At 44.5% G+C, this 13,992-nt stretch carries 15 protein-coding genes; 9 read left to right on the forward strand and 6 right to left on the reverse strand.

What is annotated here, in order from left to right; genetic code table 11:
- Positions 1–32 precede the first annotated feature (32 nt).
- The 4 genes from ACRD67_RS04750 to ACRD67_RS04765 all read right to left on the reverse strand — a co-directional run bounded on the left by ACRD67_RS04750 (position 33) and on the right by ACRD67_RS04765 (position 3,582).
- Entirely contained in the window at positions 33–377 is a 345-nt protein-coding gene (locus ACRD67_RS04750) for a phage holin family protein (protein ID WP_430965890.1), read from the reverse strand.
- A gap of 72 nt (positions 378–449) precedes the next feature.
- Positions 450–1,952 carry an SGNH/GDSL hydrolase family protein gene (locus ACRD67_RS04755; protein WP_430965891.1) on the reverse strand — a complete coding sequence of 501 codons (1,503 nt, stop codon included), beginning with the start codon at positions 1,950–1,952 and terminating at the stop codon, positions 450–452.
- Between the two features lie 146 nt (positions 1,953–2,098).
- Positions 2,099–2,869 (reverse strand): alpha/beta fold hydrolase, encoded by a 771-nt coding sequence (locus ACRD67_RS04760; RefSeq protein ID WP_430965892.1) that lies wholly within the window; start codon positions 2,867–2,869, stop codon positions 2,099–2,101.
- Positions 2,869–3,582: a pyridoxine 5'-phosphate synthase gene (locus ACRD67_RS04765; RefSeq protein WP_430965893.1), complete on the reverse strand. Its 714-nt coding sequence runs from the start codon at positions 3,580–3,582 to the stop codon at positions 2,869–2,871. The genes ACRD67_RS04760 and ACRD67_RS04765 overlap by 1 nt, the downstream gene beginning before the upstream one ends.
- Positions 3,583–3,675: 93 nt before the next feature.
- On the opposite strand from ACRD67_RS04765, the gene ACRD67_RS04770 reads away from it, so the two are divergent.
- The 8 genes from ACRD67_RS04770 to murI all read left to right on the forward strand — a co-directional run bounded on the left by ACRD67_RS04770 (position 3,676) and on the right by murI (position 11,958).
- Positions 3,676–4,332, forward strand: coding sequence for a CBS domain-containing protein (locus ACRD67_RS04770; protein WP_430965894.1), 657 nt, complete (start codon positions 3,676–3,678; stop codon positions 4,330–4,332).
- A gap of 166 nt (positions 4,333–4,498) precedes the next feature.
- Positions 4,499–5,380 carry an NAD kinase gene (locus ACRD67_RS04775; RefSeq protein ID WP_430965895.1) on the forward strand — a complete coding sequence of 294 codons (882 nt, stop codon included), beginning with the start codon at positions 4,499–4,501 and terminating at the stop codon, positions 5,378–5,380.
- 115 nt (positions 5,381–5,495) lie between these two features.
- The gene (porG, locus tag ACRD67_RS04780) at positions 5,496–6,182 is read left to right on the forward strand and encodes a type IX secretion system protein PorG (RefSeq protein WP_430965896.1); all 687 of its coding nucleotides are present in this window, start codon (positions 5,496–5,498) and stop codon (positions 6,180–6,182) included.
- Between the two features lie 7 nt (positions 6,183–6,189).
- On the forward strand, positions 6,190–6,930 hold the full coding sequence (gene uppS, locus ACRD67_RS04785; RefSeq protein WP_430965897.1) for an undecaprenyl pyrophosphate synthase: 741 nt from the start codon (positions 6,190–6,192) through the stop codon (positions 6,928–6,930).
- A gap of 4 nt (positions 6,931–6,934) precedes the next feature.
- Positions 6,935–9,544 (forward strand): BamA/OMP85 family outer membrane protein, encoded by a 2,610-nt coding sequence (locus ACRD67_RS04790; protein ID WP_430965898.1) that lies wholly within the window; start codon positions 6,935–6,937, stop codon positions 9,542–9,544.
- 105 nt (positions 9,545–9,649) lie between these two features.
- Positions 9,650–10,486 carry an OmpH/Skp family outer membrane protein gene (locus ACRD67_RS04795; protein WP_430965899.1) on the forward strand — a complete coding sequence of 279 codons (837 nt, stop codon included), beginning with the start codon at positions 9,650–9,652 and terminating at the stop codon, positions 10,484–10,486.
- Between the two features lie 68 nt (positions 10,487–10,554).
- Positions 10,555–11,064, forward strand: a complete 510-nt coding sequence (locus tag ACRD67_RS04800) for an OmpH/Skp family outer membrane protein (protein ID WP_430965900.1) — start codon at positions 10,555–10,557, stop codon at positions 11,062–11,064.
- Between the two features lie 108 nt (positions 11,065–11,172).
- Positions 11,173–11,958 carry a glutamate racemase gene (murI, locus tag ACRD67_RS04805; RefSeq protein ID WP_430965901.1) on the forward strand — a complete coding sequence of 262 codons (786 nt, stop codon included), beginning with the start codon at positions 11,173–11,175 and terminating at the stop codon, positions 11,956–11,958.
- A 3-nt stretch (positions 11,959–11,961) separates the two neighbouring features.
- Here murI and ACRD67_RS04810 read toward each other — a convergent pair whose 3' ends face one another.
- Positions 11,962–12,456, reverse strand: a complete 495-nt coding sequence (locus tag ACRD67_RS04810; RefSeq protein ID WP_430965902.1) for a dihydrofolate reductase — start codon at positions 12,454–12,456, stop codon at positions 11,962–11,964.
- A complete protein-coding gene (locus ACRD67_RS04815; protein ID WP_430965903.1) occupies positions 12,456–12,842 on the reverse strand; it encodes a 2TM domain-containing protein in 387 nt (128 codons plus the stop codon). Before ACRD67_RS04815 ends, ACRD67_RS04810 begins: the two co-directional genes overlap by 1 nt.
- 59 nt (positions 12,843–12,901) lie before the next feature.
- Between ACRD67_RS04815 and ACRD67_RS04820 the strand changes: the two genes are divergently transcribed.
- Entirely contained in the window at positions 12,902–13,987 is a 1,086-nt protein-coding gene (locus ACRD67_RS04820) for an aminotransferase class V-fold PLP-dependent enzyme (RefSeq protein ID WP_430965904.1), read from the forward strand.
- Positions 13,988–13,992 lie beyond the last annotated feature (5 nt).

Consider the following 13,992-nt stretch of genomic DNA (forward strand, 5'->3'; position numbering starts at 1 on the left):
AAAATACTGAATGCCATAAGAATACCTTAAAGTTATTTATCTTCCTTGAGCAGGGAAAACAGTATGGACTGCAAGAAGGACAATAACAGGCTAAAAAGTACCGCCCACCAGATGCTGCTTACTGTGAAACCACTGATAAAGTGGTCGGCGATAAGAATGATTATCGCATTGATGATAAGGAGAAAAAGCCCAAGGGTGAGCACGGTGACCGGAAGGGTGAGAATGACCAAAACTGGTTTCACCAAAAAGTTCAACAGGCTCAGTACAATGGCCACAATGATGGCGGTGGTGTAAGAGTCCACGCCTACTCCCGGCAATACCTTGGCGAGTATGACCACGGCCAGGGCGCTCAGGAGAATCCTTAAGATCAGTTTCATAGGGTTTGTATTTTGGTTATATAAAAAAGGTACCGAACATCGGTACCTTTAAAAGTAAGCATATTTTCCAGATTATTCAACATACAGACCAGTGAAATCCAATGGATTCACCCCCGGCAAGTTGGAGCCGTATTTTGTATTGATCGCTTCTACAAAAAGGTTGGCCAATAAAGCGTATCCCCTGGGCGATGGGTGTACCCCGTCCAAGGAAAAGCCCCCGCCTACAGCGAATGTAGAAGTTACGGTGCTGCCATCTGCCAAGGGAGCCCCCGTCTGGGAGACCGTTTCCAAATAGGCATTTGCATCTACCAAGGCTACGTCATACTGGGTGGCCAAGGCGGCTATGGTCTGATTGTATGCGGTTATGGCATTTGAAATCGCTTCTTGTTCCTCAGGGGTCAGTACCCATTGATCGGCCAACGGAACTGCCACTCCGTTAATAGAAGTTGGGTCGTTAGGATTGGCCAGGGTTCCGATAAATGTCCTTGCGATCAGGACCACAAGATCTTCCGCTGTGGCTTGCCTCATATTGATCAGTGCCGGATTGATTCCGGTAAGATCGGTGAGATCTTCGTCAATAATAACAACAGCGTTGGTTTCTCCAGCAGAAAAGGATATCATACGGGCTTCCGCTTCCTCAGCAGGTAAGGCTATGCCCGATAACTGGGCCAATCCGCCATTGTAAGCTGCATAGGCCCCATTTAGCAGGGCGGCCGTTGCGGCATCCAGAGGTACCGGATTATGGGGTACCGTGGTAAAAAACGGAATGGAGGTCACCTCCGGGATATTGGCCACCACCCCATCCGCGCCGTTCGCGGTAAGGGTTTGCAACAAGCCGTCATAGACGCTTGCGAATACATTGGCGTTGGTAATGTCATTGCCGGCATAGGTTGCCGGATCCAAATTTCCGGTTTCATTGTGATCTTCACCGCTACCGCCAGCAGTGGCATATCCCAAAATATCATTGCTGCCTATCCAAAGTGAAAAGAAGGTTGGGGCCAGTGCAGCTGCGTCTGCCAAGACGGTAGTACCGGGCGAAGAGGCAAAGCGTGCAAAAAACGGATTGGCAAGTCCAGGTTGTACCCCAGCTACGTTCCCGTATCCTGGAGCGACCAAGTGATAACTTCTGGCACCGGGCACCCCCATATTGTTAAAGGGCCCGGATAGTATATTCGAAATTTCCGTGCTGCCCGTTCCCGCTACTGGTGTGGGTAAGGGAGAGCCCGTTGAAAAGTCCAAAAACAAGCGATTTCCAAGTATAGGAACACCGCCCAAAGTAGCACCACCCAAGTTATCGGCCATAAAGGGAATGGAAAAACTACCTCCACCCACCAAGGCAAAGTTGGAAGCCAACATATTGGGAAAGGAAGCCGTTTGGCCATCTATGAACAGGGCATTATCGGAAAATCCGGCTGTCAGGGAATTCCCTACCGCAACGTAAGTAGAAAAGTTGGCGGAACCACTGGTAAAATCGACTGTCGGAGGGGTAACCACTGGGGGTATCACAGCATCATCCTCACTGCAAGAAACAAAGACAAGCCCTAAAATTGCGAGCAATGCTATACTCTTTTTCATGGATATAATTTTAAGTTAGTTTACGTTAAATTCCTGTTAATACAGTAAAACCAAAATTAACCAAAATTATGACACTCGCAATACTCTGGGGTAAAAAATTATGCATGCATAATAAATCAGGAGTGTTTTTAACAATTAAGACATTTTTAAGAATTCAGGAAGGCCATGGATTTTGTGAAGAACTGTTGTGGGTTTTCGGCATGCAGCCAATGGCCCGCATTATCTATGACCTCAATTTTTGCCTGGGGAAAATGTCTTTTGATTCCGGGATAGTCGTCGGGCGAAATATATTCGGATCGATCACCTCGCAGAAAAAGAGTAGGACCGGAGTACTGGGCCGTAGGGGGGATATTTTCTCCAATCTCTTCCATTTTTTGGCTCAGGACCGGAAGATTAAACCGAAATCCCAACCTCTCTTTGTCCGCCCAATATAGGTTTTTCAATAAAAATTGCCGGATTCCCAGATCGGGGATATACCGGGAGAGCGCTTCATCTGCCTGCCCTCTGGAGCTTATATGATGTATGGAAATGGTATTGAGCGCGTCTACGATATCCTGATGATGGGGAGGATAAAATTTTGGCGCAATATCGGCAACCACTAATTTTTCAACCAGTTGAGACTGGTCCGTGGCCAGCTGCATAGCGGTTTTACCGCCCATGGAATGGCCCATAACAATTGCCTGCCCTATGCCGTGCTGCGCTGTGTACCCCAAAATATCGTCTGCAAGAATGTCGTAGTCAAAGGCGTCCGAATGGAAACTTCTGCCATGGTTGCGCTGGTCGATGAGGTGTACCTGAAAACCTGCTTTGGCATATTGGGCCCCAAGGGTCTTCCAATTGTCCGACATGCCCAAAAAGCCGTGCAAAATTACTAAGGGCTTTCCCTCTCCCAAAATCTTAGAATGAAGCTGTTGCATCAGTGCAATCGGTTTAGGTACATGTTCACTACGTTTTCCAGACCCAGGTACAGGGACTCACAGATGAGTGCATGGCCTATGGAGACTTCCAAAAGATGTGGTACACTTTCCTTGAAGTACCCTATATTGTCCAAGCTCAAATCATGGCCGGCGTTAATCCCTAGGCCTAAACTATGGGCCAATTGTGCAGCCGAGGTAAAGGGCTTTACACCCTCCATATTTCCCTTATCGAAAGCTTTTGCATAACTTTCCGTATAGAGCTCTATTCGGTCCGTTCCCGTTTCGGCAGCACCCTCCACCATTTTTAGATCGGCATCCACAAAGATGGAGGTCCTTATGCCCTTATCCTTGAAGGTTTGGATCACCTCTTTTAAAAAACCCCTATGTGCCAGGGTATCCCAACCTGCGTTGGACGTTATGGCATCCACGGCATCGGGTACCAGGGTCACTTGTTCGGGCACTACTTCCAAAACCAGGTCAATGAATTTTGGTACGGGGTTTCCCTCAATGTTAAATTCGGTCGACACGATTTTTTTAAGTTCATGGGCATCGCTGTACCTAATATGTCTTTCGTCTGGCCTAGGGTGTATGGTTATACCCTGGGCACCGAAACTTTCGATATCCGCTGCCACCTTGAGAAGGTCTGGCACGTTGCCGCCCCGGGCATTTCGCAAGGTTGCTATTTTGTTAATATTTACACTCAGTTTTGTCATTTCGGTAGATCTCTTTGTATTAAGCGCAAAAATACAAATTAGGCATACCTTTTGATATTTAAAATTAGTATTTTGCGTTAGATATATGAAGTTATGCAGATTCAGTCCCACATAATCACCTCGCTCCCTGTTTTTCAGATAGGGAATCCCTTGAAAGATGTTGTACAGTTTTTCAATGACTCTACCTTTACCCATGTAGCTATACAGGAGGGCCAACATTTTGTGGGTGTGCTAGGGGAGAACGATCTGCGAAATTTTGAAGATCACAAAACCATAGAGGATTATCGCTATTCCCTGGAATCTTTCTTTGTGCTCAAAGAGACTTCTTGGTTGGATGTATTGGAGCTTTTTGCAAGGAACGACACCAATTTATTACCGGTTTTGGACGATAACGAGAAAGTAGTAGGTTATTACGATCTTACGGACATCGTAGGGGTGTTTATAGAAACACCTTTTTTTACGGAACCCGGGGGTATTCTGGTACTGGCCAAGGGAATAAAAGACTATTCCTTTGGAGAAATCGCGCAGATCGTTGAGAGCAACAATGCCAAATTGTTGGGCGGATTCATTACCGATAGTAGGAACGATGTGGTGCAGATTACGATAAAAATAGGAACTTCGAACCTCAATGAGATCATCCAAAGTTTTAGACGCTATAATTACAGCATTGTATTTGGCAACAATGACGATCAATTTCTGGAGGACCTAAAACAGCGTTCGGATTATTTGGATAAATATCTAAACGTATAAAATAAGCATTGCCCTAGCGGATCGGCAACGATCGGCGCTTCATGACCAATTTTTTGGATAGATAAAATGGACCACATCAATTTTGGAAACGACCAATATGTTTGTAGACGAACTACGGCTACCTGCCGTTGGGTGGGTCTGACCGATATACTAAATATATGAACGTATGAAAGTTGCCATATACGGTCAAACTTATAAGGACAATGCCGTATCCCCTGTGCTTGAGCTTTTGGAAGAGCTTGAAAAGGAATCGGCAGAGGTCTATTTGGAGGAGGATTTCTATAAACTCCTGTCCCGTTCGGCCAAGGTAGTTCCTTATAAGACCTTCACTGAAAAAAAAGGACTGGATACCTCCTTTGATATGTTTGTGAGTTTTGGGGGCGATGGCACTATTTTAAGGGCGGCTACCTATGTCCGGGATTTGGGCATACCCATGGTAGGGGTAAACACTGGGCGGTTGGGATTCCTTTCTACTTTTAAAAAAGAGGAAGTCAGGAAGGTGGTCCGCGAATTTGTGGCCGGGGCCTATACCGTAGTGGAAAGAAGCCTTGTTGAAGTGCGGACGGATTACGATATTCCAGAATTTAGGGAGTTGAACTTTGCGCTCAACGAAATTACTGTGAGCAGAAAGGATACCACTTCCATGATTACAGTGGAAACCTATTTGAACGATGAATATTTAACTTCCTATTGGGCAGATGGGCTCATTGTTGCCACGCCTACCGGTTCTACGGGATATTCCTTAAGCTGTGGGGGCCCGGTTATTACGCCTACGGCCAAATCGTTGATACTTACCCCCATCGCCCCGCACAACCTTAACGCAAGACCCCTTGTTATATCGGACGATACGGTAATACGGCTTAAAGTCTCCGGTAGGGAAGAGCATCACCTCGTCTCCCTGGACTCCCGGATCGCCACTCTGGAAAATGGAATGGAAATCACCGTACAAAAAGCCGACTTCACCATAAAACTGATCGAGTACACCTCGGAAAGTTTTTTAAAGACCCTTCGAAACAAATTATTATGGGGAGAAGACCGGCGGAATTGAGATTATAATGAACAATAAATGACGCTAAAAGCTGTTTATCAAGAGAGAACAAGAGATATGATAATTTTCTAGGCTAAAATGCTGGAATTGTTATATTTGCAAACTTTTAGATTTAATGAGAGTATTTATTGTTTTATTTCTTGTATTTATCTTTGGAGAAGTTGGTGCGCAGACATATGAAGTAGGTGTTTTTGCAGGAGGAGCCAACAATATTGGCGACGTGGGAAGAACCAACTACGTGCTGCCTTCCGGTCCGGCTTTTGGAGGATTGTTCAAATGGAACAAGAGCAAAAGATATGCATGGCGCGCCAGTGTGATATATGGAAGCTTTACGGCTGATGACACGAAATCGGGAGATACGTCAAGGGAACAAAGGGGTTTTGTCATGGACAATTCCATTTTGGAAGCCTCCGCAGGCCTGGAATTTCATTTTGTGGAATACAACCTGCATAAATTGGGACCGGCCTTTACGCCCTACCTGTATACGGGGGTTACCTATTTTAGGTACGACTTTAATTATTTTGACGCAGGCCAGTTGCAGGAAATAAATCAAAAAGAAGGATCTTTTGCCATCCCGATGACGGTTGGACTTAAGGCAAGACTGAACCAATTTTTGATATTGGGGGCCGAAGTAGGGGCCAGATATACGTTCACCGATAATTTGGACGCTAGCAACCCCGAAGGATCCAACTTTGAACAGTTCAGATTTGGAAACATTTTAAGTGATGATTGGTACGTTTTCTCAGGGGTTACCTTAACGTATACCTTTGGAAGAAAACCGTGTTCCGATTGTTTCGAGTAGCACTAGAATGAGCACTATTAAGGATTTAAATGACGGTAAATTGCCGAATCATATTGCCATTATTATGGATGGCAATGGCAGATGGGCTAAGCAGCAGGGCAGACAGCGCGTCTTTGGGCATGAAAATGGCGTAAAGGCGGTAAAACAGACGGTAGAAAACTGCGCTAAGATCGGACTGGACTACCTCACGCTGTACGCCTTCTCAACAGAAAATTGGAAAAGACCAAAAATAGAGGTGGACACGCTCATGAAGCTGCTAGTCTCATCCCTCAAGAAGGAACTCGATACCCTAAACAAGAACAACATAAAATTGAACGCGATAGGAAATATTGCGTCCCTCCCAAAGAAGGCCTATAAAGAACTGAATGAGGTCATTTCCAAAACCAGTGAAAATTCGGGAATGACATTGACTTTGGCTTTGAGCTACGGAGCGCGAGAGGAAATAAAAAGCGCTGTTTATGAAATAAGTGTCAAAGTTAAAAATAATATAATTTCTCCCGAAACTATTGACGAAACCATTATTAATACTCATCTTTACACGCATGACTTGCCCGATGTAGACCTGCTGATCCGCACCAGTGGAGAGCATAGAATCAGCAATTTTCTACTTTGGCAAATTGCATACGCTGAATTATATTTTATTGACGTATTTTGGCCCGATTTTAGTGAGCATCATTTGGTAGAGGCAATCATAAATTACCAAAACAGAGAAAGAAGATTTGGAAAAACTAGCGAACAACTCAACTAGAGATATGAAAAAGATCATATCTCTAGTATTTTCATGTATACTCATATTCCTTTTATTTACAACTACCACACTTGCCCAAGAGACTTCGTACGAAGATGGTAAAAAGTATATACTCGGTGGCTTGGAGGTCACCGGTCTGCAAAGTTATAACGAACAGACCGTAAAGACCTATACCGGTCTTAGGGTAGGACAGCCCATTACCTTGCCAGGAGAGGAAATAAGTGCCATACTCAAAAAACTATGGGGGCTGGAACTGTTCAGCGATATCTCATTTTATATAACCAAGGTAGAGGACGATCGTGTATTTCTGGAATTGAATATCCTGGAGCGCCCCACTCTTTCCAAAGTTACCGTTTATGGGGTAAAGAAAAGAAAGGTGCCGGATATTATCAACGACACCGATTTAAAGAAGGGGAAAAAGATTACCGAGAGTCTTATCGCCAATACAAAGAACTACCTTGAAAATAAATACCGGAAACAAGGGTACCTAAATACGAAGGTTAACATTGCCACAGCCAGGGATACCTCGGCCACCAATTCACAGAATATGGTGATCAATGTAAAGAAAGGCGACAAGGTAAAAATCCGGGATATCGTTTTCGAGGGAAATGAACAGCTCTCTGCAAAAAAGCTTCGTAAATCCCTTAAAAACACCAAGAAAAGGAAGTTCTATCGTTTTTGGAAGAAATCCAAGTATATAGAGGCCGACTATACCGAGGATTTGTCTTCCCTGGTGGACAAGTATGCCGAAAGCGGATATAGGGATGCCAGGATCCTCTCGGATACCGTGATAGTAGTAGATGATCATAACATAGACGTAAAGATCAAGGTTGAGGAGGGCGATAAGTACTATTTTGGTGATATAGACTTTGTTGGGAATACTGTATATACCGATAGACAGTTGTCACAGGTGTTAGGTATTAAAAAAGGAGCTACCTACAACGGGGTTCTTTTAAGAAAGCGCATAGCGGACGACTCCAAACCGGATGCCGAGGACATTACCAATTTATACCAAAACAACGGCTATCTGTTTTCCAGTATCAATCCGGTAGAGGTATCAGCCGAAAACGATACCATAAATTTTGAAATACGCATCATAGAAGGTAAGGAGACCTTTTTAGATCATGTAACCGTAGTTGGCAACGACAAGACCAATGACCATGTAATTTTCAGGGAGTTGCGCACACGTCCCGGTCAAAAATACAGCAAGGCCGATATCGTACGGAGTATTCGTGAATTGGGCCAATTGGGCTTCTTTGATGCCGAACAGATTTCACCGGATATCCAGAACCCCAACCCCAACGAAGGTACGGTAGATATTGAGTATAGCTTAGTGGAATCTGGATCTAGCCAGATAGAATTGCAGGGCGGCTTTGGCGGTGGTGGTTTTATAGGTACCCTAGGTCTTTCATTCAGTAATTTCTCCATCAAGAACCTCTTTAATGGGGAAGCGTATAAACCCGTCCCCATGGGAGACGGACAAACATTTGCGCTTAGGGTACAGGCCAGTAGGACCTTTAGGGTGTATAGCCTTAATTTTTCCGAACCTTGGCTTGGGGGCAAAAAACCTGTCCGTTTTAACATGTCCCTGTCCAGGACCCAGCAGTTTGGAACGTCCTTTGGAAACAACGGAAGGATACAGGTAGATAAGTCAAGACAATTTTCGATTACCGGGGTATCCGTTGGCCTTGCCAAGCGGGTGCAATGGCCAGACGACTTTTTTACGGTATCCCATGCGCTAGGATATCAGTTATATAGATTCCAGGATTTTACCTCGGGCTTGTTTAATTTTGGAAATGGAACTGCCAATTCCCTGACCTATACTTTTGGGATTTCAAGAAATTCAGCAGGGCCAGGGCGTATCTATCCCTTATACGGATCCACTTTTGAGGTTACGGCCAAGTTTACCCCGCCCTACTCACTTTTCAGCAATAAGGACTTCAAAGCATTGCGCTCAGAGAGCGAAGACCTTTTGGAGCAACGTACTGCGTTGGTGCCGAACGATCCGGAAATAGCGGATATAAACGAACGTCTGGAAGAATTGGAAGCGGAACGTTTTAATCTTTTGGAGTTTTACAAGATCAAATTCAAAGGGGATTGGTACACCCGTTTGGTAGAAAAGTTAGTGTTGCGTACCAATGCCGAACTTGGGTTTTTGGGGAATTACAACAATGATATAGGCGATGTTCCCTTTGAACGGTTTTTTGTAGGGGGCGATGGCCTTGGCAATTTTACCTTGGACGGTAGGGATGTGGTACAATTACGGGGCTATGAGAACCAATCGCTAACCCCTGTGGACCCCTTGACAGGCCAGCAGGAAGGCGGAGTGATCTACAATAAGTTCTCTTTGGAATTGCGATATCCACTTACTTTAAAACCCTCGGCATCCATTTACGGACTTGCATTTTTGGAAGGCGGTAACGCTTTCAACAATTTTCGGGAATTTAATCCGTTTCAAATAAAACGATCGGCCGGAGTTGGATTGCGGATTTTCATGCCCGCATTTGGCCTGTTGGGAATTGATTTTGGATATGGATTTGATTCGGACAACATACCCGGATCGGTAGGTCCAAGTGGTTGGCAAACGCACTTTATCATAGGACAACAGTTTTAACATAGACCAGAACTTTCTTAGCAGTTTCAACAAAGTTAAATCGTTCATTTTAAAATATTTAGTTACTTTGGCACGATATTTTCTATGTAAAAACCGACAATAAAAATGAAAACGAAAGTTCTTTTAATTTTAACCGCTGTATTATTTTCATCGCTTAGTTACGCGCAACGCGGGGTACGGATTGGTTATGTGGATATGGAATACATCCTGGAGAATGTGGAGGAATACAGGGATGCCAGCGATCAATTGGAGACCAAGGTCCAAAGATGGAAAGTGGAGATAGAGCAAAAGCAAAGTGTCGTTGATCAAATGAAAAAGGACCTAATGGCGGAAAAGGTATTGTTGACGGATGAACTGGTGACGGAAAGGGAAGAGGAAATACAGATTTTGGAGAAAGAAATGTTGGAGTACCAACAGGATAGGTTTGGTCCCCAGGGCGATTTGGTCGTTCAAAAACGGCTACTGATTCAGCCCATCCAGGACCAGGTTTTTAACGAGGTCCAGAAAATAGGGGCAAATAAAAAGTACGATTTTATTTTCGATAAATCAGCGGATGTCGTAATGTTGTACTCCCAAAAAAGACACGATATTAGTGACTTGGTCCTTAGGGGTATTGCCAGAACCAGAAAAATAAGCAAACCCAAAAAGAAACAGAGCGCCGAAAGTCGGTTAGATCAATTTGAAGGGGAGGAATTGGAGAAGGAGATCAGTGAGGAACTAAAGGCGCGCCAGGAGAAGGCAAAGCAGGCCGAAGAGGCCCGGACAAAGACCGCCGAAGAAAAGAGAAACGAGCAGCTTAGATTGCGCGAAGAACGCAAGAAAGCTTATGAGGCCAGAAGAAAGAAATTATTGGAGGAGCGCGAGGCCAAAAGAAAGGCCAAGCTAGAAGAACGCAAGAAAGCGAAGGAAAATACAGAACAGGAAAAAGACACCATTAACTAAAAAAGCTGGGGTTGTGTCCTAGCAAGAATAAAACTCAAAAATTAACACTCAAACATTAATTAGAAATCATGAAACAACTTAAGAAAGTAGCAGTAGTCATTGTTTTAGTCATAGCAGCTACTGGTTTTGTAAATGCACAGAGCAAAGTGGCCCACATTAATGTGCAGCAACTTTTATCTGAAATGCCGGAGATGAAGGCAGCTCAGGGTGAGCTGAAGAAATTACAGGAAACCTACAGTGCCGATATAGAAAGTTCGTACACGGAGTTAAAAAACAAGTACACGCAATATTCCAACGAGGCCACTTCCAAATCCGAAGAGGAAAATAAAAAGCGCGCCACGGAACTCCAGGGATTTGAAAAAAATATTAAAGAAGCCGAACAGGCCGCCTACCAGGAAATTCAGAAGAAACAGGCAGAATTGTTCGCTCCAATATCCGAAAAAGCAAAAGCCGCAATCGATAAGGTTGCAGCTGCACAAGGCTATGACTATGTCATGGATGCCACCCAGGGACTCGGTCTGATCGTGGCCAAGGGCAAAGATCTGCTGCCGGAAGTAAAAAAGGAATTGGGCTTTTAATGAAAGTTGCCATACAAGCCGAACCGACCACCTCATTGAGGTGGTTTTTTTGTTTTCATGGCAAGCTTTTATTTTAGTAAGTTGCATTAAATTTGGAAGCCTTAATTGATGAACGATCCCATTGGTATTTTTGATTCTGGCATAGGCGGAACTTCCATCTGGAAAGAAATCCACAAGCTGTTGCCCTATGAGGACACCGTGTATCTGGCAGATAGCAAGAACGCCCCATACGGTGGAAGACCCCATGCCGAAATACTTGAGCTAAGTATAAAGAACACGGAGTTTTTGCTCAATAGGGGTTGTAAGCTCATTGTGGTGGCTTGCAACACAGCTACTACGAATGCCATAGACCAACTACGCAAACAGTATAAAGTTCCGTTCATCGGGATAGAGCCTGCCATTAAGCCTGCTGCACTGCAATCACGCTCTAAAACGGTAGGTGTCCTGGCCACGAAGGGAACCCTCACCAGCCAGCTATTCCATAGCACGGCCAAAAACCACGCAAACGGCATAACTGTTATTGAACGTGAGGGAGCGGGACTGGTATCCTTGATAGAAAAGGGCAAGATCAATACGGAAGAGACCAAGGAATTGCTCGGGAAGTTCCTGGCGCCCATGTTGGAAAAGGATATTGATTATCTTGTTCTGGGCTGCACCCATTACCCCTATTTGATCCCTGTACTGAAGCGGATGCTCCCGCCCCATGTGAAGATTTTGGATTCAGGGGAGGCCGTAGCCCGGCAGACCTTACATGTTTTAAAGCAAAACAATTTGATGCACTCGCATCCCAGGGCTAGTAGCCATTTATTTTATTCCAATTCCGACACCGCAATATTGAAGGATTTTTTGTCCGATGTAACGGCCAATTACACCGTAGAACAACACAATTTCTAAACGCTATTTTTTCTCGTAGCTCAGGTAGGTGAAATCATAGGCATGTCTATCGTCCTTTGCATGATATTCCGATGCCACCAGCTTCCATTGGGTTTCATCAATCCTTGGGAAAAAGGTGTCGGCTTCAAATTCATGGTGTATTCGGGTAAGTTCTATTTTGTTGGCGATTTCCAAGGCAAGCTGGTAGATTTCACCACCCCCGATAATATAGGTGGTCTCTCCCTTATCTACATGATTAAGGGCCTCTTTGAGAGAGTGCACAACAATACAGTCAGGAAATTTTGGGCTGTAGTTCCGGTCTCGAGTGATGACGATATGTATCCTTTTGGGAAGGGGTTTTGGAAAACTTTCAAAGGTTTTGCGGCCCATGATAATCTTGTACCCCAGCGTGAGCCGTTTAAAGCGTTTAAAATCATCTGGTAGGTGCCAAAGCAAATCATTATCCTGACCCAAGGCGTCATTTTCAGCTGCCGCCGCAATAAGAATGATGTCCTGCACTATTCTTTTTTTTTATTAATGTTGGAAATGGGGAAATCTGTCTCAATTTCCTTTTGTAGGGCCGCAATTTTCTGTTTCTGTTTCAAGACCAGCTTTTCCCTTTGTTTTCGCTCCCATTCCTTGCCCATGAATTTCTGTGTAACAAAGACATTGAACGCGTGCACCACAAATAGGAAGGCCCATAGGGTAATTGCCCAGATAAACCAATCGTAGGCCTCACCGTACTTTAGGATCTTGTTGATCAAGATGAGGAAAACACTGCCTATAAGAAAAACCACAAAATGGGTAAACAATCGCTTTTTCTGCTTTATTCGGGTTTGGGCAGTTTCGAGCAATTCGTGTTGTTCCAAATTTATTTCGGCCTCGTTTTTATTTTTGGAAAGCATGCTAATACCTATCTTTACTCGCAAAGATACCACAAATCCAATTTATCAATTTGTGCCGCATGCAAAAGCTCACAGAGGAATTTCCCTTGCTTAATCAATATCTTTACGCCAACACTGCTGCCTCCGGATTGCTCTATGACGGTTTACTGCAATGGAGACAGGAGCACGATCTAGACTTTCTGATCGACGGTATTCCTGCCAAGAAGGTGTGCGTTGGCCTTATCTCCGAAACCAGGACCACGGTCGGTACATTTTTTAACTGTAGCCGGGAGAGTGTGGCTCTGATCCCTAATTTTTCCCTTGGCCTCAACATGCTTTTAGAGGGACTGGACCAGGATGCTCGGGTATTATTGCTCGAAGGGGATTACCCTTCGGTAAATTGGCCCTTTGAAAATAGGGACTTCATTATTTCCTACGCAACAATTGATGAAAACCTGGAAGAAAACATCCTCGCGAAGATAGAACAGGACCGTATTTCTGTCCTTGCCCTTAGTTTGGTGCAATGGGTGAACGGTATACAGATAGATCTTAAGTTTTTGAAGCGCTTAAAACAAAACTATCCGGATTTGATCATCCTTGCGGACGGCACGCAATTCTGTGGTACGAGGGACTTCGATTTTGAAAAGTCGGGATTGGACGTTTTATTGGCGAGCGGGTATAAATGGTTACTGGCCGGCCATGGCAACGGGTTTGCGCTTTTCAAGGAAGAAATAAAAGACAGGTTCCACTTAAGAACAATCGGCCTCAATGCCGCTAACGGGGATGTGTCCAAAAATGGAAAAGTCCGTTTTGCCAAGCGCTTGGAACCGGGGCATCTGGACACCTTGAGTTTTGGCAGTCTCAAATTCTCCTTGGATTATCTAACACGCTTGGGCATGCAAACCGTAGCACGGCAAAATGAACAACTGTCGGTCAAGGCAAAAATAGCCTTTGCAGAGCTGGGACTCTTGGAAGAAGCCGTGCTGAAACGAGAAGGGCATAGTACCATATTCAATATCAAGGGTAATGAACGAATATATGGACAGCTTGCCCAGAAAGATGTTATCTGTTCGCTCCGCGGTATGGGGATTCGATTCAGTTTTCACTTTTATAACACCGAAAATGACATTGATAGACTTGTAGAAATCTTAAAAACAGGGAAGTAGCATTT

The organism is Eudoraea algarum (assembly GCF_050589645.1).
Classification (GTDB): domain Bacteria; phylum Bacteroidota; class Bacteroidia; order Flavobacteriales; family Flavobacteriaceae; genus JBNGOQ01.

Excerpts from the sequence above, each read along its gene's own strand:
- ACRD67_RS04750 (WP_430965890.1), bottom strand. The coding sequence starts at position 377 with ATGAAACTGATCTTAAGGATTCTCCTGAGCGCCCTGGCCGTGGTCATA.
- ACRD67_RS04755 (WP_430965891.1), bottom strand. The coding sequence starts at position 1,952 with ATGAAAAAGAGTATAGCATTGCTCGCAATTTTAGGGCTTGTCTTTGTT.
- ACRD67_RS04760 (WP_430965892.1), bottom strand. The coding sequence starts at position 2,869 with ATGCAACAGCTTCATTCTAAGATTTTGGGAGAGGGAAAGCCCTTAGTA.
- ACRD67_RS04765 (WP_430965893.1), bottom strand. The coding sequence starts at position 3,582 with ATGACAAAACTGAGTGTAAATATTAACAAAATAGCAACCTTGCGAAAT.
- ACRD67_RS04770 (WP_430965894.1), top strand. The coding sequence starts at position 3,676 with ATGCAGATTCAGTCCCACATAATCACCTCGCTCCCTGTTTTTCAGATA.
- ACRD67_RS04775 (WP_430965895.1), top strand. The coding sequence starts at position 4,499 with ATGAAAGTTGCCATATACGGTCAAACTTATAAGGACAATGCCGTATCC.
- porG (WP_430965896.1), top strand. The coding sequence starts at position 5,496 with ATGAGAGTATTTATTGTTTTATTTCTTGTATTTATCTTTGGAGAAGTT.
- uppS (WP_430965897.1), top strand. The coding sequence starts at position 6,190 with ATGAGCACTATTAAGGATTTAAATGACGGTAAATTGCCGAATCATATT.
- ACRD67_RS04790 (WP_430965898.1), top strand. The coding sequence starts at position 6,935 with ATGAAAAAGATCATATCTCTAGTATTTTCATGTATACTCATATTCCTT.
- ACRD67_RS04795 (WP_430965899.1), top strand. The coding sequence starts at position 9,650 with ATGAAAACGAAAGTTCTTTTAATTTTAACCGCTGTATTATTTTCATCG.
- ACRD67_RS04800 (WP_430965900.1), top strand. The coding sequence starts at position 10,555 with ATGAAACAACTTAAGAAAGTAGCAGTAGTCATTGTTTTAGTCATAGCA.
- murI (WP_430965901.1), top strand. The coding sequence starts at position 11,173 with ATGAACGATCCCATTGGTATTTTTGATTCTGGCATAGGCGGAACTTCC.
- ACRD67_RS04815 (WP_430965903.1), bottom strand. The coding sequence starts at position 12,842 with ATGCTTTCCAAAAATAAAAACGAGGCCGAAATAAATTTGGAACAACAC.
- ACRD67_RS04820 (WP_430965904.1), top strand. The coding sequence starts at position 12,902 with ATGCAAAAGCTCACAGAGGAATTTCCCTTGCTTAATCAATATCTTTAC.